The organism is Flavobacterium anhuiense, from assembly GCF_900101855.1.
Classification (GTDB): domain Bacteria; phylum Bacteroidota; class Bacteroidia; order Flavobacteriales; family Flavobacteriaceae; genus Flavobacterium; species Flavobacterium anhuiense.
Map to the genome: position 1 here is coordinate 354959 of NZ_FMVC01000007.1, position 22919 is coordinate 377877.

A 22919-nucleotide genomic window follows, 5' to 3' on the forward strand; every position below is an offset into this window, starting at 1 on the left:
AGAAAAAAGTCATCTTCGAAATTAATATTGATGAAATCAGAAAAAATGAGAAGTAGTAAAATCAATATTGATATAAAAATAACACGTTGCTTAAACAAATGCTCGAAATACATCTTGTTCAATTTCCTTATTTCAGAAAAATTTAGAGGAAACTCTAAAAAAAAGTTTGTGGTATTCATGATTTTGTCTCAGATTAGTCTGAACACAAAATTATCTTTAAGATTTTCTCTTGAGTAGACCTAAAAGTTTTTAAAATATCATAATAAGACTTTTTAATTTTTACTTTGTAAAACCACTTTTTGAAAGCAAACAAAAAGTACGATTTTTCTATATATAATTTTATTATCAATCAATGCTCCAATAAGACATAAAAACAACAAAATAAGACATAAAAAAGATATCTATTTATTTTGTTTTCAAATAGTTAACATTAATCAAGCTTTTATTTATTGGTTAAGATTATTTAATTATTTTTGAAATTAATTTAAAATTATTATAAATAATTTCTTACAATGCATTTACAGTCAACTGAGGAGAATTTAAGAGAAAAAATAAAAGAGCTTACTTGTCTATATGATATTTCTAAAACCATCTCTAAATCGAATTCAATAAATATTCAAACATTTTACGACATAATTGTAAGTACAAAAAATGCATGGCGTTATAGTACAGAATGTGTGGTCGAACTTCATATTAAAGATTATCATTTGTCGACATCTGAGATTATGGAACTATCCGTGTTTCAGTCCAGCACTATCATTGTAAATAAAACAAACTATGGCCATATTAAAGTGCATTATCCATCAAAAAAATATAATTTAAGTGATTTTAGTGATGATGAACAAAAGCTTCTTGATACTATTGCAATAGAAATAGGAAATTATGTTGACAAGTATCAAACCTTAGAAAGAAAAGCTGCATTGCGGCAAACTATAGAACGCATGGAGCGCCTTTCTTTATTAGGCGAAATGACTGCAGGAATAGCTCATGAACTGAATACGCCGTTGGGCAATATTCTAGGTTTTGCAGAACTGATAAAGGAACAAAATTCAGATCCTGAAATTGGTGCTGATATTTCTATAATTATCAATTCCGTTATTTACTCCCGCGAAATTGTCAAAAAACTAATGTTCTTTTCTTGTGAAATGCCACAAAAATTAGAATTGCAGGAGCTAAAACCAATCATCGTTTTTGCTCTTTCCTTCCTAAAATCCAATTTTCAGAAAAAATCAATCAGGCATGAATTAGTTTTCAAGAACGATAATATTATGGCGAAAGTAGATTCTGTTCAAATTACCCAAGTTCTCTTTAATCTTCTTATAAATGCCATTTATGCATCACCTGAAAAGAGCATTATTAAAATAATAGTTGATGATGATGATGCTAATTTGTATTTAAAAATTGAAGACAACGGAACAGGGGTTCCTGACTCCATAAAAGAAAAAATATTCGAACCTTTTTTTTCGACCAAACCTGTCAATTATGGATGCGGTCTTGGTTTGAGTGTAGTTCATGGCATCATTAAAAATCATAACGGAGAGATTACGCTCCAAAACAATTTTCCAAGCGGATCGATTTTTACCATTCGAATCCCCGTTATCGTTCCTGCCACATACTCCATGCCCGCGGGCAATGCCAGCGAAAATGTTGCTCCGTTCAATGGTGTTGCATTATTGTTTATAATGTCGACCTTGTAAGTGCCGGGGGCACCGCCCTGACTGAGACTTACAGGCTGATAGGATGAAGGGGCATTAATCTGCACCTGCGCAAACGCGCTTCCTCCCATCATAAACAACAATAACAACAAAACGAATGTAATTTTTGTTTTCATAAATCGTTTTTTTAATTAAAAAAAATACAACAACTCACACAGAATCAAATTGCTAAATAAATAAGTGCTCGTATTGTACCTTTTTTAACTGTTGGTTTTACATAAATTGATACTAGAAAATATTAGTGCAAAATTCCTGCTATTAAGAAGTTTATTTTGCCTGTAAAAGGTTTTAGAATAATAGATTAAGACATATTTGTTTCAAATTTGAAACGAAATGGTTTAAAAAACACGCTCAACACCATCTATTCCTATATAAATCAATGCATTACCCAAACAAAAGACTGGTCTGGACTATTTGAACCAGCAGAAAAAAAATAAAATATCACTATACAGGCGTAAAACAAAATATATTTAAAAGTCATTTATTTTGGATCTTACTCTTGTCAATTCAACATTATCGAGATAAAAAGATTTAGAAACTTGCTTCAGGCAGTTCTTCGAGCCGCTCTCAACTGCCAAAAAAATTAAAAAAATTAGCGTGTATTTTTACTTAAGGGCTTTTAGTAGAAATAAGTATTTATTCGCAAATGAAGAGTATAAACTTTCTAGGCTATTGTGTAAGTCTAAAGGCGCAGAGAGATTTTTTTATTAGTATAAAATTAATTTTTTTCCTTTACACATACCATTGATAAACAGTTGATTAGGTTTCATTTTATAATATGAAACCTTTTATTTTGCAACATGTTATAAAATATATAATAAAATACTTACCTATTTGATTTAAGGGTGCATTATGCTCTTAAAATTGCCATTTTTACAGTAAACATCTGTATAAATGATAATTGCATAAAAAAAGGAGAAAATAAGAAATTTTCTCCTTCTGCGTTATGGCTTGTAAAAAATGTAAAAAATCACCTGAGAATTTCACAACCAGATTATTATTTTACAGTTGCAAATATCTTCTAATCGGAATATCTAAATTGCTCTTAGAAGTTTTTATAATTGTATTTTAGGACAAAAGTTTTTTTTAGTTATGAATTATGAGTTGATAATTGATAATTGATAATTGATAATTGTTGATGGTTGATGGTTGATGGTTGATGGTTTATAGTTAATAGTTAATAGTTAATAGTTAATAGTTACTATTTGGTAGTTGGTAGTTGTTAATTTTTAATTTTTAATTGAAGGTTGGTTTTTGGATTGTTACTGCCTATTGCTTAACCATAAACTATCAACAATAAACTATCAACAATAAACTATCAACAATAAACTATCAACAATAAACTATCAACAATAAACTATCAACAATAAACTACCAACAATTAACCATAAACCATCAACCTAAAATTTGTTTCAAGTTATAATTTGCAACCAAAATGTAAAGGCACTGAGAGACTATTATCGCTAATTTAGTATGGATAACTTGATTCTAATTAAGTTTTCAGGTATTCTCAAAAAGTAAAATTCTTTTTACTGATCTCTGAACATATAATTTGATACATCCCTTAATCACTAAATCTAGTAGTATGAAAAATCTCTTTTATGTATTCCTTCTTGTTGCTGCTGTTTTTGTATCGTGCAAAAAGCAGGACAAAACAGCAGCTGCAGCTGCATCAGATTCGACAGCTGTTGCGGCAGATACTTCAAAGTTACCTGGCTTACCTGTTCCGAATACTATCATGTCAGAAGCTTATGTAAAAAATCTTACCACCACAGTGTATGGCTGGGCGTGGCCTCTTATTAATATTCATAATCGTGTAGAAGCGTTTAGAAGTCTTTCTGAGCCTATTTATGGCGAAGGCGTGCTGCCTCTTGCACCGCCGAATCACCTTTGCATGCTTACCGATTATGTACAGCCACAGGAAAGAGCTGTTGCCTGTCCAAATCAGAATGTGGTGTATGGTTTGGCTCCTTTAGACTTAGATCAAGGCCCTGTAGTGGTTCAGGTTCCTGATTTTGGGGACCGTTTTTGGGTGTATCAGGTATGTGACCAGCGTACAGACGGATTTGCGAGTTTAGGAAAAATGTACGGTACAAAGCCTGGATTTTATCTATTGGCATCAAAAGACTGGAAAGGGACAGTGCCCGATGGCATTACTGCTGTTTTTAGAAGCACTACTAGCCGAGGGATCGTGATTCCGCGTGTTTTTCAAACCGATGATCCAGCCGATAAAAAAGCGGTTCAGCCTTTGATTAACCAGATTGGTTTGTATCCGTTAAGCGAATATAACGGAAAGGCCAAAACAACAGAATGGGCAAAAACCAAATCGACTCCACCAGCCGCAAAGGGAGAAAAAGCGGAAACCCAATGGGTAAAACCTGAAGTCTTTTTTGAACAGCTGGCAGATATTCTAAAAGAGGTGCCGCCAATGAAAGGTGAAGAAGGTTTTTATGCGCAGATACATGCTCTGCTGGATGCTGTAAAAAAAGACCCTAAACTAAAAGCTGCTGGAACCAATGCCGCAATCGAGGCAGAGAAAAACTATGTTACGCCATTGTTTCAGTTTCAGAATGTTGGATATCCTATAAAATACAATTGGACCACACAGCGCAATGGAGCTCAGTTTGGCTATGATTATCTAACAAGACTTTCTTGTGCCAAAGCCAATATTTTTGTAAACAAACCCAACGAAACGCGCTATTTCTATCAGGATCGTGACGAGAACGGTGCACGACTAAATGGTTCTAACAAATATACGGTAACTTTCGCAAGCGGTGAGATTCCGCCCGTAAAAGGATTCTGGTCTCTAACTTTATATAATGAAGATCATTTTTTTGCTCCAAACAGTTTAAATCGCTATTCTTTGGGGACAAAAAATAAAAACTTAAAGAAAAATGCTGATGGCTCGTTAACGCTTTATGTACAAAGCACGCCGCCATCTGAGGATAAAATGAGCAACTGGCTTCCGGCTCCAAATGCGGTTTTCTCTCTGTATATAAGATGCTACTGGCCAGAAGATGTGGTTCTGAAAGATGGATGGAATCCACCTGCTGTGGTTAAAATTTAATTTTTTTACTTAATTCCGTTTTTTAGATTCTTTAACGAAGGGTCTTTCGAGAGCTTAATTTGGTTAATTACAATTTCAGCAATTTTATTGGCTCCTAATAATGAAAGGTGCGTATCATCAGCTTTATCTTTATCGTAAAAAGCATTTTCTCCCGCTTTGAAATGAAGATGAAGCTGTTTCGATTTTTCTGGGCCGTAAGATTGTTCCAATAGTTCGGTATAATATTCTAAATCTATAAAAGGCACATTATATTCCTGGGCAACCAATCGGGTTTCTAAAGGGTAATCGCCATGTGTTGGGACTAAAACACCTTTTTCGTTAAAGTTGCGTCTGCTAATTGAGGTTAATAATACTGGAATTGCGCCTTTTTCTCTGCTTTCTTTTACAAAACGAATCAAGTTGTATCTGTAAGCTGTATGCGGGTTTGTATAACGTGCAGAATCTTCTATTTTCTGGTCGTTGTGCCCGAATTCGATAAAGACATAATCTCCTTTTTTCAGCTTATTGTAAATAGAATCCCAGCGTTTTTCGTTGATGAAGCTTCTGGTGCTTCGTCCGTTTACGGCTTTGTTGATTACGGTTACGTTTTCCTTGAAAAAGGGCTGCAATACCTGCGCCCAGCCGTGTTCTGGATTTTTTTCTGGGTCTTTTTTATTGGCCATTGTGGAGTCGCCAATACAATACAGGGATGTTTTTTGTGCGAAACAAACTGTGGTGATGAGGAATGTTAGGATGATGTATTTTTTCATTTTTTTTGTTGTTTATTGCTACATTTTTTACTACACAGTTTTTTCTACCGTGAAGTTTTTTTCTAACGCAAAGTGCGCTAAGGATACGCAAAGTGCACAAAGGTTTAATAAAGAAGGCAAAGAAACAAAGCTTTGTGCCCTCTTTGGCAAAGCACATAATGAATAAAAAAACTTTGCGAACTTTGCGTTTTCTTTGTGTGCTTTGCGGTAAAAATCAACTGCAAAGTAAACGCACTGCGGTACGTCTCTACGTGAAAATCTTTGCACTAAAAACTTTGTCTCTTTGTTACTTTGTAACTTTGTCTCTAATTTTTCGAAACTGCTGTCGGCACTGTTGCTCTTTTGCCTATAAACACATCTGTCATCAAGACGTTTTCTGCATTTTCGTTTGACAGTGCATTTTTAGCTTCTTTTATTTCTATATTTTTTAATGCTATATTCTTTATTTTTTTGTCTGCAAATCCTTGAATTACGATTCCTGATTCTGATGCTTTGTTACAGGTGATATTTGAGAAATATACATTTGATATATCCGATTGATAGCCTTTTCCTTCTCCGTGATAGTTTGCTGTAATGTAAAGGCAGTCTTCTACTTGGTCTAATTGAATATTTCTAACAAATATATTTTTGATATATCCGCCACGATCTGCATTGGTTTTTAAATAAATGCCTCTTTTTAAATATCCCACTGTTTTGCAGTTTTCTACAAAAACATTCTGCACGCCAGCTGACATTTCGCTGCCGATTACGACGCCGTGCAGTCCTTTAAAATTGCAGTTTCTAATGACAATATTTTGGCTTGGCGTTGCTGTATTGGCTCTTCCTTCGTGGTCTCTTCCCGCTTTTATGGCAACATTATCGTCTCCGTTATCAAAAGTGACATTTTCGATTAAAACGTCTTTTGCGTATTCGGGATCGATTCCGTCGTTGTTATGATTTAAAGATTTATAGCTTATGCCGCGAATGGTTATGCTTTCTGATTTTAAAAGGTGCAGACACCAGAATGGCGAGTTTTCGATTCTGATATTTTCGACTAAAATGTTTTTGCAGTTTAAAAACTGAATCATCTGCGGTCTTAAAAAGTAGCCTTCTCCAAATTTTCTTTCGTTTAATGGAGTGTTGTTATGATTCATGTCACGGCTTCTTTTTTTGCCTTCGTTTTCTTTTGCCTTAAAGGTTTTCCATGTCTTTCCTCCTTCTCCATCAATAGTTCCTTCGCCAGAAATGGCAATATTGGTGCAGTTGTTAGCATAAATAAGCGGACTGTAATTGTACAGCATTGTGCCTTCCCAACTTGTTAAAACCATTGGCAGATAGTCTTCTGGATTGTCGCTGAATTTTATTTTGGCTCCTTTTTCCAGCTTAAGATTCAGATTGCTTACCAAATGAATCGGTCCGTTTATTTTATAGTTTCCTTTTGGAACAATAATAGTTCCGCCGTGGTTCTTTTTACACAATGCCATCGCTTTATCAAAAGCCTTTTTATTGTCTGAAACAGAATCTCCCTTTGCTCCTAATTTTAAGATATTGATTTGAAAAGAAGGAATTTCTGGAAGCTTTATGTTCTTTACAATAGAATCGACTTTTGCTGACGGAAAATCTGCGTTTTGTGCAAAACAGGTGCTAGTAATAAGTATTAAGAGAAGATATTTTAAATTCATTTTTTAAATATTATTTTTTTGTTTCACGCAGATTTTGCTGATTTTAGCAAATAGACGCAGATTTAATTCTAAATAATCTTTTTAATCTGCTTTGATCTTTTTTATCCCGATAGCCATCGGGAGCGTGAAAATTTTACTCTCGCAGATTTAGCAGATTATGCAGATTTATTTTTTCTTTTCTTATACCGCAAAGGTCGCTAAGTTTTTTTCTTTATTTACTTTGTCAAAGGACACAGAGTTTTGTCGATATGCTTTGTGTCCTTTGTCTTCTTTATCAAATCTTTGTGAACTTTGCGTATTCTTTGTGTACTTTGTGTTAAAATAAAATTTTGCAGTAAAAAATCGCGTCTCTACGTGAAAATCTTTGCGAACTTTGTCTCCTTTACAAAAACTTTGTGTTCTTTGCGTATTCTTTGTGTGCTTTGCGGTAAAATTAACCGCATAGTATTGCAGTTTGCGCTGTAAACTGAGACTGTGAATGACACTGTAAACTGAGACCGCGACTGAATACTAAAAATACCACGCTCCTGCCTTATCCTTAAGAATGTTCTCAATAGAATATTGCGCCGCTTCTTTTTTAGAAAGCTGATGTGACCATTTTACTCTTTTTGCTGGCTGAAAACCTTCGCCTGTGCAATTATATTCGGCATAAAAGGCATTTTTTTCTGCTTCGGGTTTAGACCAGTTTTCCCAGCCTTGTGGTTTAATTTGTGCGCCCATTTCGCAGTTTATAAAAACTGTTTTGGCATAAATGCGCCATGGTCTTCCTAAATAAACGTCTTTTGCTTCTGGATTTGCTGTGAGTTTACAATTCTTAAAAACGAATCCAAACGGCGTTCCTTCTGGAGTTGAAGCAGCTGTGATATACGAACTTTTGATGCTGTGAATGGTACAATTCTCAAACAAAACTGTTGCGCCTCCAAAAATAAAATCGGTTGTGCCTTCGATATAACAGTCTTTAAAATATTGTTTGGCCTCTTTTCCTGATAAGTATAAAGTGTCTTGATTACCTAAAAGATTACAGTTTGTTATTTTGGCGCGATTTGCCGTAACCGACAATGCTATAGCCTGTCCGCGTTCTCCCGAAGTATTTTTTATGGTTAGGTTTGATGCCGAAAAATCGTCGCCTTCAACCAAAAGCGTGTAGGTATAAAAGGTGCTGTTTCTTCCCAGTGCAATTTTCGAAAAATTATCATCAAAGGTAATGATGGTGTTTTCTTTGCTTTCGCCTTGCAAAATCACGTTGGTATTCCATTCTGGAATTCGGACTTTCTCGTTATAGGTTCCGTTTTTTACAAATATTGTCACTTTCTCATACGGAAAAGCAGGAGTTGCATAAACGGCATCCTGAATTTTGGTGTAATCGCCTGAACCGTCTTGTGCTACGGTAATATAGTTTACATTTTTCTTTTCGGAAACGCCTACTTTAGTGCCGTTTTTAACTGCCCATTCTGGAAATTTTTTCAATACTTCCTGCGGTGCGTCTGTATACCAAGAATAGCCATTTCTTCTTTCTGCTCCTATTTGATCCAATGATTTTTTCTTGATTCCGTCGCGGTCGCAAAAGAAAGGTTCATTGGTTTCCAGATCCATAAACCTTGCCCAAATGGGTTTGGCATTGGCTGTTGGAATCATTTTTTTATCTACAATTTTTCCAGCGTCATTTAGGACTCTTTTTTCTTCTAAATTGGTGATTTTAGTCTTTTCAAACCACTCCACAGCACTTTTTACAGCGGTTACCATTTCTCTTGAAGGCTTATCAATCGACATTAAAAGCAGGACTATTTTTGCCGATTCGTAACCGCTAAGCGAAGCCAATTCAAAAGCTCTAGCATTTGCGGGAGCCAATGTAACTTCGTCATGCTGAGCGCACCATGCGGTTAAAACTCCGTTTTGTTTGTATTGTGTTTTTAAGATGCAGTCGATTCCTTTATCAAATGCTTTTTTGCACTTTTCTACAACTTCTTTTGATGGTTTTATACTGTAATAATCCGATTCGTCTGCTACAGCTTTTATGACATTCATAATATTAACCATAGAATCGTCATTGTAGGTAATGTGCGTATAATAGCCTTTTTTTAATGGATAAAACTGTGGCCAGCCTCCATTTGCATATTGCGCTTCAAGCAAATAATTCAATCCTTTTAAGAAAGATTCTCGGTAGCGTTCGTCTTTTACCTGCGCATACATTCTAGACATAAAAAGCATTTCCTGACAAGTTGCTCCGTTGTCTGTTGTCGTTTCTACGGCCGTTTTTTTGAGTGCAATTAAATCCTTTTTCTGCTTTTCGGTCAGTTCATCCTGCATCTGAATATTCTTTGGCCAGCCTCCAATATCTCTTTGGTAGAGCAATACGTTTTCGGCTATTCTTTTTGCATCAGCTGTTGCAAACCAAGCGACATCACTCTTACGAATAATGTCAGGCCATCTTTTGTAGGTGGTTTGAGCATAAATTCCAATGCTTAAAAATAGAATAAGCATTAAAGCTGTTTTTTTTAATTGCATCATTTAATGTTTTTTAATGCTTTGTTGTAAGAAACTATTTTATCTTCTAAAAAGTGAAAAATTAGGCTTATTTTAAACACAATTGTAAGAAAAATCATTTAAACACATATTTTAGAAGCCTTTTTCTTACGAAATGTGTTTTGATATTGCTTTTTAATTTTCGTTCAGCAGAATCAAATTATGAAAGCCGTTTTTTTTGAAAAAAATTAAAAATTCCCCTTTTTCTTCCTTTTTTACACTTTTTTTATTTCGTGATTCGAAACCAATCTACTTCGACATTTCCAGAATCATTTTTTATTTCTTCACCTAAAGCAAAAAGTCCGACTTTGGCACCAATCCATTTTCCTTCTCTAGATTTGAAATCATTTCCGATAGACTGATAATTTTTATCGTCTAAGCTGTAAAAGAAACTGCACATTCCATCTTTCTTTATTTGAACTCTAAGGTAAATCGTATTGCTTTCTATTAAAATTGGTTTTGTTCCCGTTTCTGAAACCGTTTTATCAAAAGTTCCCGTTTTCTGATTCAAGTATAGTTTTCCATCAACATTTTTAAAACATAGAAAACTGTAATCTAATCCCATTACAATCAAACCTGTTGATTCGCCTTTCAGTCTAGAATTAAAAGTCAGTTTTGTTGTAGCGGTAAATTCTTCTGCTGGAAATTTTTGCAGCAATACATTTGGCGCATTAAAAATGTTTGAAGTTGTCGTGTTGCAAAACAAATTTAGATATCCTAAACTTGTCGGGAATCCAAAATTGGTTTGTTTATTGGCCTGCCATTGCCATTGCAGTCCCAGTTTAGGTTCATTAAATTCATCTGAAGTTGCCGGAACTTCTATAGGATATTTTTTGCCAACATTTGGCTTTCTGTAAGTTGTTACGGGTTCGCCAATTCCGTTTTTATCAAAATCTTCTCCCATAACCGGCCAGTCGTTTACCCATTTCATTGGCTGAAGATGAACTATACGTCCGTAAGCGCCTTTATCTTGAAAATGGAAAAACCAATCTTCTCCTGTCTGTGTCGTAACCCAAGCACCTTGATGCGGACCATTTATAGCGGTCGAACCTTGTTCTAGAACCTTCTTTTTTTCATAAGGTCCGAAAACATTTTTCGATCTTAAAACCGTCTGCCATCCTGTTGAAACGCCACCAGCGGGAGCAAAAATGTAATAATATCCATTTCGCTTGTAGAATTTTGGGCCTTCAATAGTTTCTTCGCCTTTATGTCCATCAATCACCATTACTTCGTCATTATTCACAACGGTTCCTTCTGGATTCATGGTGCAAACCACTAACAAACTTTTAATTTGCGCTCGGCTTCCTGCAAAGGCATGAGTCAGATATGCTTTTCCATCCGTATCCCAAAGCGGACTAGGATCAATCAATCCTTTTCCTTCTTTAACCAAAAGCGGTTCAGACCAAGGCCCTTCTGCTTTTTTGGCTTTTATCATATAGATTCCGAAATCGGGATCTGGGTAATAAATGTAAAATTCGTTTTTATGAAAAGTAATGCTTGGCGCCCAAACTCCGTTTCCGTGCTGTACGCTATCGTACGTTTCAAATGGCGGCTGTTTTACCAAAGCATGCCCAATAATTTTCCAGTTTACCAAGTCTTTTGAATGTAAAATTGGCAAGCCCGGAATACAGTTAAAAGATGAAGCTGTCATATAATAATCATCGCCTACGCGAACAACATCCGGATCTGAATAATCGGCATGAATAACAGGATTGGTGTAGGTTCCGTCTCCATTATCTGGCGTCCAGACTTGTGCTGTATTCTTTTGAAAAGGAATAATGCAGAAAAGGAATAAGATGATTTTGATGTTTTTCATTTTTAACTATACTTTTTTATTTAAAGCCGACAGGTTCTAAAAACCTGTCGGGTTCTAAATTTGCTTTTCTTTGAGGAGTTACTTTGCGATGCTTCGACTCCGCTCAGCAAGACAAGGCATTGCAATTGATAATTAACAATTGACAATTATCAATTATCAATTATCAATTATCATTTTCAATTATCAATTATCTGTTCAACTCAATAGCAGCCAAAATAAAAGGCCCTGTTGCTTTAGGATCGTTGTCTTTTTTTCTTTCGTTTACGTAATATTCGTAAGATCCGTCACGGTAAGGATTTCCTCCTAAACCTGCCACTTGACAGCAGTTGGTTAAAGTGATTCCGCCATCTTCGTCTACTTTTTTGATTAAAACTGTAGTTAATCCGTCAAAAGCTTTGTTGGCTGCTTTTTTAAATTTAGCTGGCAAATAGCCTTTGTTTACTCCTTTTGCATATGCATACGCAAACATAGCCGAACCAGAAGCTTCTAAATAATTATCTTTTTGACCGCCTTTGTCTGTAACCTGATACCACAAACCTGATTTGCTGTCTTGAAATTTAAGAATCGCTTCAGAAGCATTGTTTAAATATTTGATCAAGTCTTTTCTTTTTGGATGGTCTTTTGGCATATAATCTAAAACATCAACCAAAGCCATTACGTACCAGCCTAAAGATCTAGACCAAAAATTTGGAGAGTTTCCTGTTTCTTTATCTGCCCAAGGCATTTGCTTGCTTTCGTCCCAACCATGGTACAATAATCCAGTTTTTGGATCTGTAGCTTTAAGCTGAATTACTTCAAATTGTTTTGCGATATCATCAAAACTTTTTCCGTTTTCAAATTTAGCTGTGTATTCTGCGTAGAATGGCTCTCCCATGTATAAGCCATCTAACCACATTTGGTTTGGATAGATTTGTTTGTGCCAGAATCCGCCGCTTTGAGTTCTTGGCTGCTCTGCAAGCTGTTTGCGAATTAGCTGTAATGCTTTTAAGTATTTTTCATCTTTTGAAGTTTCATATACATCAAAAAGAAGGCGTCCCGGCAATACTAAATCAATATTGTATTTATCAAACTCATACGTAGTAATGCTTCCGTCTGTTTGCACAAACTGATCCACATAACTTCTTACGTAATTTTTGTATCTCGCATCAGGATTTTTTTTGTACAATTCTTCTATTGAATGCAGCACTAAAGCATGAACGTAATCCCACTTTGGCTTTTTAGCATCGTCAATCATATACGATTCTGGATGGCGTTTCATCAAGGTCAAAGCCATTTTATCAGACCATTTCGCATTTTTTCCAATTACGATATCTTTTGCAGGTTCCTGTGAGGTTACTTTACAACTCGTAATAGTCATAACACAGACCATCAGAGCCGACATGAAGTAATTGTGCTTTCTACTATTTTTCATTTCAACATATATTTAAATTCAACTATTTTTTTTAAAAACACATAGACACATAGTTTAGAATACTTAATAAAAGGTGTTTCACTTGCAATAAAAAACATAGTATGCTATGTGTAAGAAGCGAGCTTCTTTTGATACTCTTTTAAAATACAATAAATTCTATGTTTCTATGTGTTAGAATTATTCTCACGCAGATTCGGCAGATTGAGCAGATTTTTAAATCATTTTAATCTTCTATTCCGATAATATCGGGAGTGCCAAAAAACAATTTACATTTTGCCTTTTTTGTTCAGCACTTCCAATTGTTTATCTAAATATTGAGCAAATTCTTCTTTTGTTTTGATTCCGTTTACCTCTTGTTCCCAAGCTCCCAAAAGGTAAAAAGTCACCGCTTTTGTAGTTGGTTTAAAAACTAAAAGATAATCTAAGTCTGTATCTGCTATGTTTTCGATAGTACTAATTTCATAAAAAATTGCCATTCCTAACTTATCTGGAACCAAAGATTGTTCTCCGTAAGTTGCCAAATAGGCCCATTTTTTGTTTTTGCTTTCTTTCTTAAGCAATTCGGCTGTTTTTTGTTTTACGATTCCAGTACAGATTCCTTTGATTGCTTGTGATGCTTTAATCGTATGTTGCGTATACAATTGATCTGGTTTAATGGTCAATTCTGAAACAAAATCGATTTTATCTGAAGCTGTTTTCCATCCATAATAATTTACTTTTACTGTAGACTCCTTAGCTTTATTAGCCACTGTTGCAATGGTTGAATCAACTTCACGAAAGTGTAATTTTTCATTGTTTAAATAACGGTCGATAGAACCAATTCCGATTCCTTTTCCTGCTTTTAAAATGTCTGCTCCCCAATCGCTCATTTCATGGTACGAATCGAAACCGTCCTGCCCTACTTTTGGCAGAATATTTTCTGATGTCTTTTTTCCGAAGATATCAATAGCATTTCTCCAATCCAAATACAAACGGTATCCAATTCTGTTGTTTTCCCAGCCCGGTCCTTCATAACGAATGTCAAAAGAATGGTCAGTATGCTCTGGAGCCAACTTTAATCGGTCCACATTTTTAAACACCGTACCGCCTTTGTACTTTCTTCCTTCCCATTTTCCATCTGTTTTTGCAGATATTTCGGCATACGTTTTATTGGTTTTGATATCATATTTCTGCGCATTTATGGCTGTTAGACCTGCGAAAAATAAAACTGCTGTGGTGATTTTTGCTTTCATTTGTATTCTAAATTATTTAAAAAATTTATCTAAAAATCGTACGCTGTACGAGATTGTCTGTGTAAACCAAGGCTCATAAAACCAAAATGAATGTGGCGAATCTGGAATAGTCTGCACTTCATTATAGATTTTATATTGGTTCAAAATCTGAATCATGTCGTCTCTTCCTGCATGAAATCTCGGAATACTGCTGCAGATGTATAATACCGGCGGTGTATTTTTGTCCGTATGACTCAGTGCTGAAGCATTTTTCCAATTTTCAGGAATCTCATCTGATTTTCCTCCCAGCCAAAATGCTGCCATATCTCCTTCTGAAGATTCTGGATGTTTGAATGCCAAGACTCCATCTACATCAATTATGGCATGAACTTTTGAAGAAGAACGGCTTTTAAAATTTTTATCTTCAAAAAGCGGATTAGTATTTGTTGCACCAATCAAAGCTGCCATTTGCCCTCCCGAAGAACAGCCTAAAACCGCAATTTTGTTTGGATCTACATTAAATTTCGCCGCATTGTCTTTGATAAATTTTATCGCGTTCTTAACGTCAACAACTCCTGTTGGATATTTTGCTTCTAATGATAATCTGTATTCGATCGAAAAACAAGAATAGCCTTTTGCTGCAATTCCTTTTCCGATAAACTGCATTTGATTTTTATTTCCCGATCTCCATCCTCCGCCATGAATCATAATTACAGCAGGATTTTTTTTCTTTTTGGTATTAACAAAAGCATCTAAATGTAAAACGCGATCTTGTTCTTGATTGTAAACCAAATCAAATGTTTCTTTAACGTCTGGGTTTGCTTTTATTTCTGGAATTGTGATAAACGGATATTTCTTAATTAATTTAGCATAAGTGCTTTTAATGGTATACGACGTGTCGACCTTGTACTGCTGGCTTTGCATTACAATTGCATTAAAAAACAACACTAATATTAATTTCAATTTTCGCATTTCTACTCTTTACTTTTTAGTTAAGAAAGGAGTTCGACCTATAGTCAAACTCCCTTTTAACTACTTCAAAAAACATAGTTCTCAAAAAACTAACAAATTACTAATAACCAGGATTTTGAGGGAAATCTTTATTTTGATTTAAATCTAAAGCAGATTGTGGTATTGGTCTTAATATTTTAAGCTTACCGTCAACACCCACAAAATTTGCTTCTTTAATTTTATAATTATGAGCTGAAGCTCTTGCTACCAAAGTTCCTGTACGTTTTAAGTCGAACCAGCGTTTGTATTCGCCTAATAGTTCTCTTCCTCTTTCGTCTAAGATATAATCGATATTAAACTGAGCTAAAGTGGCATTAGCAACTCCTGCTCTTCTTCTTACCTCGTTTAAACGCTCTAATCCTGTTCCTGGGTTTCCAGCTTTTAAATATGCTTCTGCCGCAATTAAATACGTTTCTCCAAGTCTTGAAACAATAATATCTCTTGTGCTTACAGGCCCTGTACTTGAAGGCGTAGTCGGATTTGCATCATCAAATTTCTTAACTGGAATTGTGTAACAGTCTAAGTTTTTAATTAACGTATGTGCTGCAGAATATTCTCCCCAAGGATGATATACAAATGTAGAAGCTAGTCTAGAAGCGTTAGCGGTCATCCATGCTGTTTTATCTGCAGGTGTAAACCATTTTGGCTCATAAAAATGTCTTACTTTTAAAGAAGCTGGGGTTGAACTTCTATAGTACGGATAATATAAAACCGTTTTTGTAACTCCGTTTGTTGTTTCTGGCCCTTCTACAATTTCAGTCATAAAAGTCGCGTTCCATCTCGCATCGCCTTTTTCGTATAAACCTAAAGCGTAATCTGTAGGACACAAATTGTAGCTTCTTAATGGCGCTCCGGTTTCTGCTCCTCCTAAATACGAACTGAAATAGTAAAACTGATTGTTTCCTAATGTTGTAGGACTTGTACTTGTTGAAGCCTTGTCATACTGAACGGAGAAAATAGTTTCTGCATTTAAATCGTTATCCGTACCGTCTGCCTTTGTAACAAATAGCTGATTGAAAGGAAGGCTTAATGCCTGTCCCCCAATTGCAGCATCTGCATAAACTGCAGCTTTAGAAAAATCATCAGGTTTTGCAAAAGTTTCGTATCCTCTTGTCAAGTACACTTTTGCCAATAAATCGTTTACAGCTCTTTTGTTTACTTTTCCAGATGTACTATAAGCAGCAGTTCCTACATTGGCTAAAGCAAAATCGAGATCTGCAATGATTTGTGCATACACTTCTTCTGCGCTGTTTCTTGTAAAAGATAAAACTGGTGTTGTAATATTTTCACTTACAATTGGCACACCTCCATAGGTCTGAACTAATAAGAAATAGGCTTGAGCTCTTAAAAATCTAGCTTCTCCTAATAGCATATTCAAATTGGCAGTTTGTTCTGTTACACTTGAATAATAAATTGCTTTATTCACAGATTGAATTAACTGATAACAAGGTCTGTACAAATCGGCAACATTGTCTGAAGACGGAATTAAAAGCGTATACTGGCTTAGACCTGCAGGCTCTGGAGTTCTTCCTTCGGCGTACATGTCTGTTCCTGCCTCAAAAAGCCACGGATTTCCGCCATAAATGCTTTTAAGCCAAGCATAATTTGTGTTTATTAATAATTGAAAACCAGCAGCTGTTTTATAAGTTCCGTCAGCAGGAACATTTGACAAACTTTCCTCTTCTATATAATTACTGCAAGAACTTAAAGTTCCCACAATGATTCCTAATAATATGATGAATTTTTTCATTTGATATCTTTATTAAAATTTAACACTTAATCCCAATTGCGTAGTCACTGATGCTGGACGGTTTACTCCAAAAGCAGCACCAGCCCATTCAGGATCATATCCATCAAAATCTGTAAATACAAATGGGTCTAAAACATTCACATAAATTCTCAGATTACTGATTTTAAGCCTTTTCAATAATTCAGAATCCAATGTGTATCCTAAAGATATATTTTTAATTTTCACGTAAGAAACGTCTCTGTAATACCCAAATAAAGAAGTCCAATAAGCTCCTGCTCCAGTAGCCACAGGGCCTGGTCTTGGGTGTTCATTATTTGCATTAGCCGCGATTCCTGTTCCGTTTGTTGGAATAAAATAATCCATTGCCAATTTCTGACGTCCTCTATCACTTACATCAGCAAAATTTTGGTGGAAAGTACTCAAAACCGTTTGCCCTTGGCTTGTTAAAACTGAAAAATTGAAATCAAAATTGCCAACTGTCAATTTAGAATATAAACTTCCCTGCCAGTCTGGATTTGCGTTTCCGATTACAGTTCTATCATCTTGGTTGAATTTCCCGTCATTGTTCAAATCCTTTGGTCTTGCCTGTCCAGGAGCCATTCCGTAAGATGCTGCCTGCGCCGCTTCGCTTTCTTGCCAAACTCCATCATAAACATAATTGTAGTTTGGATTTAATTCAGATCCTAAGATTAATTTATTACCAATATCACTTACTTTATCCTGATTGTAAATTGACTCTAATTTGTTTACGTTTTTAGTAAACGTAAAAGTAGTTTCCCAATTTACATTTTTGCTTTTAATATTTTTTGTAGTTAACAAAACCTCTACTCCTTTATTGCTAACAGATCCAACATTAGCAAATGTGTTTTTATAACCTGTTTCAAGAGGCAATTCTTGTTTATAAATTAATTTATCTGAAAGTCTGTCATAAACGTCTACGCTACCTGTAATTCTGTTGTTTAAGAATCCGTAATCAAGACCAAAGTTTAACTCTCGTGTTTTTTCCCAAGTTAAATTTTGATTCGCTAAATTTTCAGACTGCCAGCCCGAAACCACATTGGCTCCGTTTGCATAAAAAGTCTGCTGATTTAATAAAGCCTGAGAAGTATAAGGCGCAACGTTGTCATTTCCTGTATATCCTAAACTCGCACGAAGTTTTAAATCTGAAACTACTGAACTGTTTGCTAAGAAAGATTCTTTGCTAATTTTCCATCCTAAAGCTACAGAAGGGAAACTTTGCCATTTATTGCCTTCAGATAAAACAGAAGAACCATCCCATCTTGTAGAAGCTGTCAATAAATATTTGTCTTTAAAAGTATAATTTAAACGAACCGCATAAGAACTTAAAGTATTCTTTTGATAGCCTGAACTTATGTTATAACTCGTCTGAACTCCAGATCCCATATTATTTGATCCAACATCAAAAGGCTGATTGTTAGAATATAAATAAGACGTTTCATCAACATTTGAGTACAAACTCTGCAATAATAAAACACTAAAATCATGCACTTCATTAAACGTGTGTTTCAAGTCTATCTGGTTATCCCAAGTATAATTAAAGTTGTTGAAGTTTTTAATTGATGCTGAGTTTTTTCCATTTAAGGTAACACCTGCATTGGTTTGCGCTTTATAAGAAGCACTGGTAACAGTATTTTCGATACCGGCTGCAAATGTTGTTTTGAACGAAAGCCATTTTAACGGCTGATATTGGAAGAAAACATTTCCAACAGTTTGCCATGTTTTTTCTGTCTGAGAAGAATTGGCAATTTCCATTAAAGGGTTTACGGTACTTGTTTTATTAATTGCCCATGAACCGTCAGGATAAGTTAATTTCCCTGGAAGGAAAAATAGCGTTCCCACTTTTTCATTTCCTTGTGCATCAACAGCCCAAGGCGACATTAGCGGACTTAATCTGAAAGCATCCTGCATTGCTAGATCACTGCCTAATTGCGTATCAAGACGTGCAACCGTAATATTGGCGCCTGTCGTAAATTTATCATTGATTTTATGATTCAATCCTAACTTAAAAGAATATTTATCTGTCGAATCATTTTCGATAAGCCCTTCATCGCTTTGAACGCCAAATCCTAAGTTATAGCTCAAACCAGAATCTGAACGTCCTGTAACATTCAAATAATTGTTTTGTGTCATACCCGGTTTAAGAACAGCATCTGTCCAGTCAAAATTATAACCGTTGTTGGCACGAGAAACCAATAAAGGACTCTGATTTCCTGCTAAAGCGGCTAATTGCGCTGGCGTTTGTGTTTGAGGTGTTGCACTCATATACGCAACCTGATGGAATTTCCACCACTCTTCTCCAGTCATCATTTTTGGCATTCTAGCGGCAGTTTTAGTTCCGTAAGAAGTATCAAAAGTTACGTTAATTCCAGATTTAACATTAGCACCACTTTTTGTAGTTACGATAATAACACCACTCGCTCCTCTAGAACCATAAATTGCAGCCGAAGAAGCATCTTTTAAAACGTCCATTCTAGAAATATCCTGCGGGTTCAAAAAGTCAATATTATCAACTGGAACGCCGTCTACGATATATAAAGGCGATGACCCCACTAATGAGTTGTTCCCTCTGATTACCACTTTGTATCCGTCTCCTGCACGTCCTGAAGCAGATGAAATCTGAACTCCTGGCGTACTTCCTTGAATTGCCTCTAACGGACTTGTAGTATTTCTTTCTGTAATCGTTGCTGCACTAATGGTACTAACAGATCCGGTAAGATCGGTCTTTTTTACAGAGCCGTATCCGACCACAACAACTTCATTTAATGAATTGGATTGCTCAGCAAGTGTCACATTGATTTTTGATTTTCCAGCAACGCTTACTTCTTGTGTCTGAAATCCTAAATAGCTTATTATTAAAATAGCTTTACTGTTTGATACATTAATCTTAAAACTTCCTTCAAAATCTGTTGAAGTTCCGTTTTTTGTCCCTTTCTCATTAATGTTTACCCCTGGCAGTGACATACCAGTAGCGTCGGTAATCTTCCCTTCTATTGTGGTTGTCTGCGCATATATAGAACTGCACAGTAAGAAATTCAGGAAAAAGAAAAATACAAAGTACTTGTCTTTTTTCTTAGATAATTGTTTAATACTCATGTGGTTTAAAGTTTGGTTAATTGATAGTGTTTAGTTTGTAATAGATTCTACTTTTTTCTCATTGATGTAGGTATTTATAAAATTTATGTTTTTTACGTTTTTTAATAAATAGAGGGAATCAACCTTTTGAATCTTTACATTTTTCAAAGTAATATTCTCAACTGGAGATTCTGCGTAACCTTCTGCCCAAACGCTGTATTTACCACCGTTTTTTACAGTCACATTTTCTAAGCTTACATTTCTAATGGTTGGAATAAAATTCCCTGTCTGAGATCCGTATACATTATAAAACATGTTTAATTTCAAGACGCATTCTTTTACCGTTCCCACTTCAAGGTTTCGCACATAGATATTCTCAATGATTCCGCCTCTCCTTGAATTGGTTTTTATACGAATGGCACGATCCAAATTCGGACTGTCCATCACACAGTTTTCTACAAAAACATTATTTACTCCTGCAGAAATTTCGCTTCCAATTACAACACCACCATGACCGTCAATCATTTTGCAGTTTTGCACAATGATGTTTTTACTTGGTATAGCTACTCTTCTTCCGTCACCATCGCGCCCTGCTTTAATCGCAATACAATCATCACCTGTATTGAAAGTGCAGTTTCTGATTACGATATTTTGCGAATATTCTGGATCACAACCATCATTATTCGGGCCATGGCTATTAACCGTTACGCCATCAATAATCATGTTGTTTGTTTTAATTGGATGCAAAATCCAAAATGGAGAATTGATAATTATAATATCTTTTACTAAAGCAGTATTACATTCAAAAAACTCAATAAAATTTGGTCTTAAATAACGTCCATCGCCAAAAACTCTTTCTGATACCGGCACTCCTCTTTCTGCCATATCTACCAAAACTTCACGGTTTGTTGGATCATTTTGAGACGGAATTCCTTTTTTCCAGCCATAGTTTTTTCCTCCAGACCAAATCCACCAGTTGGTACTATCAGCTTGACCGTTTAGCGTGCCTTTTCCTGTTACCGCAATATTGGTTTTGTTTTTTGCATAAATAAGCGGAGAATAATTCATCACTTCTGTACCTTCCCACGAAGTATGAACAATAGGATAATCTTTCGGATTTAAACTAAAAAGAATTTCAGCATGATCTTCTAAGTGCAGATTAACATTGCTTTCCAAATGAATTGCGCCTGTCAAATATTTTCCGTTTGGAACTAAAACTCGACCACCTCCATTTGCAGCACATTCTTGTATTGCTTTTTGAAAAGCTAAAGTGTTTAATGTTTTTCCATCTGCAACAGCTCCAAAATCATTTATGTTATAAATTTTATCTGAAAAATGAACTTGAGGAATACTTCTTATAACCAAATCCATTTTTTGCCATGGATTCTCTGAGGAAACAGGAGAAGAATGTCTTGCACATGATGACACTAAAAGTCCTAAAAAGGCTAAAAAAAGAATCTTTTTTGTTGCGACTATCTTATTTGTAATCATTTGCACAGATTTTTCTTGTTTGAATATCAAAAACTTCATGTTTTATGTAATCGATTACACGAAAGTAGAAAAATTGTTCTAAGAGACCAAATTAATTTAGAAAAAAATTATATATTTAATTTTTATTACAAATTTTAATTACATTTAATGCAAAAAATTAGATAATTTATTATCATTGTAGAATCTAAAACGTTTGAGTTTTTAATTATGGTAATCGATAACAATATTCATTGCATAATGAAAAAAAATGTACTTTTGTTTAAAAATAATTCGATAAACTTTTTTTGAATGAGTGAAAAAGTAACTATTTACGATATTGCTGAAAAATTAAACATCACAGCTGCAACAGTTTCCAGAGCGTTAAACAATAATCCTAAAATAAAGGAGGCGACGCGTGAGCTAGTTATCAAGACTGCTGCTGCGATGAATTATAAGCAAAATAAACTGGCGCTGGCTTTAAAGAGTGGCCGAAGTAATAATATCGGAGTTATTGTTCCGCGTATTGACAGTAATTTTTTCGCATCGGTTATCCGAGGAATCGAAGAAGAGCTTTATCCTCACGGTTATCAGGTTATTATCTGTCAGACTCACGAAAGCATAAAAAGGGAGAATGAAAACCTTCATACACTTGTAGATGCTCAAGTTGACGGGATCATGATGTCTGTAACGGGTATTTCAGATGAAAATGATAGCGCTTTTAGAAATGTATTGGAGAAAAATGTTCCGCTAATATTTTTTGATAGAAGCAAACACATCGATGGCGTGAGTTCTGTAACTATTAATGACTTTAAAGGCGGTTATTTGGCTACAAAACATTTAATTGATGAAGGTTGCAGAAATATTGCTCATTTCTCTGGAGATCAATCGTTAGACATCTTTAAAAACAGGTTTTTAGGATACAAACAAGCCTTATTAGACAGCGGACTTGATTTTAAAGAAGAATACGTTATTTATACCAAAAGTAGCGTTGACGCAGGTAAAGATGCTGTTGATAAACTCCTTCAATTAGAAACTCCTCCTGACGCGATATTTTCGTCAAGTGATTTTGCCGCATTGGGTGCAATTCAGGAACTGAAAGAACGTAATATCAGCATTCCGAGTGAGTTTTGCGTAGCTGGTTTCAGTAACGAACCTTTTACTAAATTCATGGAATTATCAATCACTTCTGTAGATCAGTCACCACTTGAAATGGGAAGAATGTCTGCTCGCGTTTTCTTAGAGCAGGTCGACAAAACAGATACTATTAAAATCGAAAAAAAGGTAGTGCTTGCACCAGAATTACACATTCGTAAATCTTCTACAAGAACTAATTTTTAATTTTTTTTCACCATATAAGTTATATAAGCTCATTTTTAGAATGGGCTTTTTTTTTTGCAAGCTCCTCTGGAGCTTTATGTTATAGCCGTTAACCTTTTGCTATA

General features: G+C 35.2%; 13 protein-coding genes. 3 read left to right on the forward strand and 10 right to left on the reverse strand.

All coding sequences use genetic code 11. The annotated features are described in order from the left end of the window. Positions 1–512: 512 nt before the first annotated feature. Positions 513–1697 (forward strand): sensor histidine kinase, encoded by a 1185-nt coding sequence (locus BLP44_RS19055; protein ID WP_091135222.1) that lies wholly within the window; start codon positions 513–515, stop codon positions 1695–1697. Between the two features lie 1603 nt (positions 1698–3300). Continuing rightward, a complete protein-coding gene (locus tag BLP44_RS19065; protein WP_091135227.1) occupies positions 3301–4782 on the forward strand; it encodes a DUF1254 domain-containing protein in 1482 nt (493 codons plus the stop codon). A 5-nt stretch (positions 4783–4787) separates the two neighbouring features. Here the strand turns inward: BLP44_RS19065 and BLP44_RS19070 are convergent, their stop codons facing one another. The 10 genes from BLP44_RS19070 to BLP44_RS19120 form a co-directional block, all read right to left on the reverse strand. Next, entirely contained in the window at positions 4788–5531 is a 744-nt protein-coding gene (locus BLP44_RS19070; RefSeq protein ID WP_091135229.1) for a rhamnogalacturonan acetylesterase, read from the reverse strand. Between the two features lie 305 nt (positions 5532–5836). Beyond that, positions 5837–7192 carry a glycoside hydrolase family 28 protein gene (locus BLP44_RS19080; protein WP_091135233.1) on the reverse strand — a complete coding sequence of 452 codons (1356 nt, stop codon included), beginning with the start codon at positions 7190–7192 and terminating at the stop codon, positions 5837–5839. 510 nt (positions 7193–7702) lie between these two features. After that, the gene (gene pelA / locus BLP44_RS19085; RefSeq protein WP_091135235.1) at positions 7703–9700 is read right to left on the reverse strand and encodes a pectate lyase; all 1998 of its coding nucleotides are present in this window, start codon (positions 9698–9700) and stop codon (positions 7703–7705) included. Between the two features lie 241 nt (positions 9701–9941). Next, on the reverse strand, positions 9942–11531 hold the full coding sequence (locus BLP44_RS19090; RefSeq protein ID WP_091135237.1) for a glycoside hydrolase family 43 protein: 1590 nt from the start codon (positions 11529–11531) through the stop codon (positions 9942–9944). Positions 11532–11718: 187 nt separating this feature from the next. After that, a complete protein-coding gene (locus tag BLP44_RS19095) occupies positions 11719–12942 on the reverse strand; it encodes a glycoside hydrolase family 88/105 protein (protein WP_091135239.1) in 1224 nt (407 codons plus the stop codon). A 266-nt stretch (positions 12943–13208) separates the two neighbouring features. After that, positions 13209–14174: a DUF4861 family protein gene (locus BLP44_RS19100; protein WP_091135241.1), complete on the reverse strand. Its 966-nt coding sequence runs from the start codon at positions 14172–14174 to the stop codon at positions 13209–13211. 12 nt (positions 14175–14186) lie between these two features. After that, on the reverse strand, positions 14187–15125 hold the full coding sequence (locus BLP44_RS19105; RefSeq protein WP_091135243.1) for an alpha/beta hydrolase: 939 nt from the start codon (positions 15123–15125) through the stop codon (positions 14187–14189). A 100-nt stretch (positions 15126–15225) separates the two neighbouring features. Next, positions 15226–16914, reverse strand: coding sequence for a RagB/SusD family nutrient uptake outer membrane protein (locus BLP44_RS19110; protein ID WP_091135244.1), 1689 nt, complete (start codon positions 16912–16914; stop codon positions 15226–15228). A 12-nt stretch (positions 16915–16926) separates the two neighbouring features. Beyond that, on the reverse strand, positions 16927–20028 hold the full coding sequence (locus tag BLP44_RS19115) for a SusC/RagA family TonB-linked outer membrane protein (protein ID WP_091135246.1): 3102 nt from the start codon (positions 20026–20028) through the stop codon (positions 16927–16929). A gap of 30 nt (positions 20029–20058) precedes the next feature. Next, positions 20059–21498: a glycoside hydrolase family 28 protein gene (locus BLP44_RS19120; protein WP_091135318.1), complete on the reverse strand. Its 1440-nt coding sequence runs from the start codon at positions 21496–21498 to the stop codon at positions 20059–20061. Positions 21499–21786: 288 nt separating this feature from the next. Between BLP44_RS19120 and BLP44_RS19125 the strand changes: the two genes are divergently transcribed. Next, positions 21787–22815: a LacI family DNA-binding transcriptional regulator gene (locus tag BLP44_RS19125; RefSeq protein WP_091135248.1), complete on the forward strand. Its 1029-nt coding sequence runs from the start codon at positions 21787–21789 to the stop codon at positions 22813–22815. Positions 22816–22919: the final 104 nt, after the last annotated feature.

Coding starts and splice junctions, on each gene's coding strand:
- BLP44_RS19100 (WP_091135241.1), bottom strand. CDS start 14,174: ATGAAAGCAAAAATCACCACAGCAGTTTTATTTTTCGCAGGTCTAACA.
- BLP44_RS19105 (WP_091135243.1), bottom strand. CDS start 15,125: ATGCGAAAATTGAAATTAATATTAGTGTTGTTTTTTAATGCAATTGTA.
- BLP44_RS19095 (WP_091135239.1), bottom strand. CDS start 12,942: ATGAAAAATAGTAGAAAGCACAATTACTTCATGTCGGCTCTGATGGTC.
- BLP44_RS19055 (WP_091135222.1), top strand. CDS start 513: ATGCATTTACAGTCAACTGAGGAGAATTTAAGAGAAAAAATAAAAGAG.
- BLP44_RS19090 (WP_091135237.1), bottom strand. CDS start 11,531: ATGAAAAACATCAAAATCATCTTATTCCTTTTCTGCATTATTCCTTTT.
- BLP44_RS19110 (WP_091135244.1), bottom strand. CDS start 16,914: ATGAAAAAATTCATCATATTATTAGGAATCATTGTGGGAACTTTAAGT.
- BLP44_RS19080 (WP_091135233.1), bottom strand. CDS start 7,192: ATGAATTTAAAATATCTTCTCTTAATACTTATTACTAGCACCTGTTTT.
- BLP44_RS19115 (WP_091135246.1), bottom strand. CDS start 20,028: ATGAGTATTAAACAATTATCTAAGAAAAAAGACAAGTACTTTGTATTT.
- BLP44_RS19070 (WP_091135229.1), bottom strand. CDS start 5,531: ATGAAAAAATACATCATCCTAACATTCCTCATCACCACAGTTTGTTTC.
- BLP44_RS19125 (WP_091135248.1), top strand. CDS start 21,787: ATGAGTGAAAAAGTAACTATTTACGATATTGCTGAAAAATTAAACATC.
- pelA (WP_091135235.1), bottom strand. CDS start 9,700: ATGATGCAATTAAAAAAAACAGCTTTAATGCTTATTCTATTTTTAAGC.
- BLP44_RS19065 (WP_091135227.1), top strand. CDS start 3,301: ATGAAAAATCTCTTTTATGTATTCCTTCTTGTTGCTGCTGTTTTTGTA.
- BLP44_RS19120 (WP_091135318.1), bottom strand. CDS start 21,498: ATGATTACAAATAAGATAGTCGCAACAAAAAAGATTCTTTTTTTAGCC.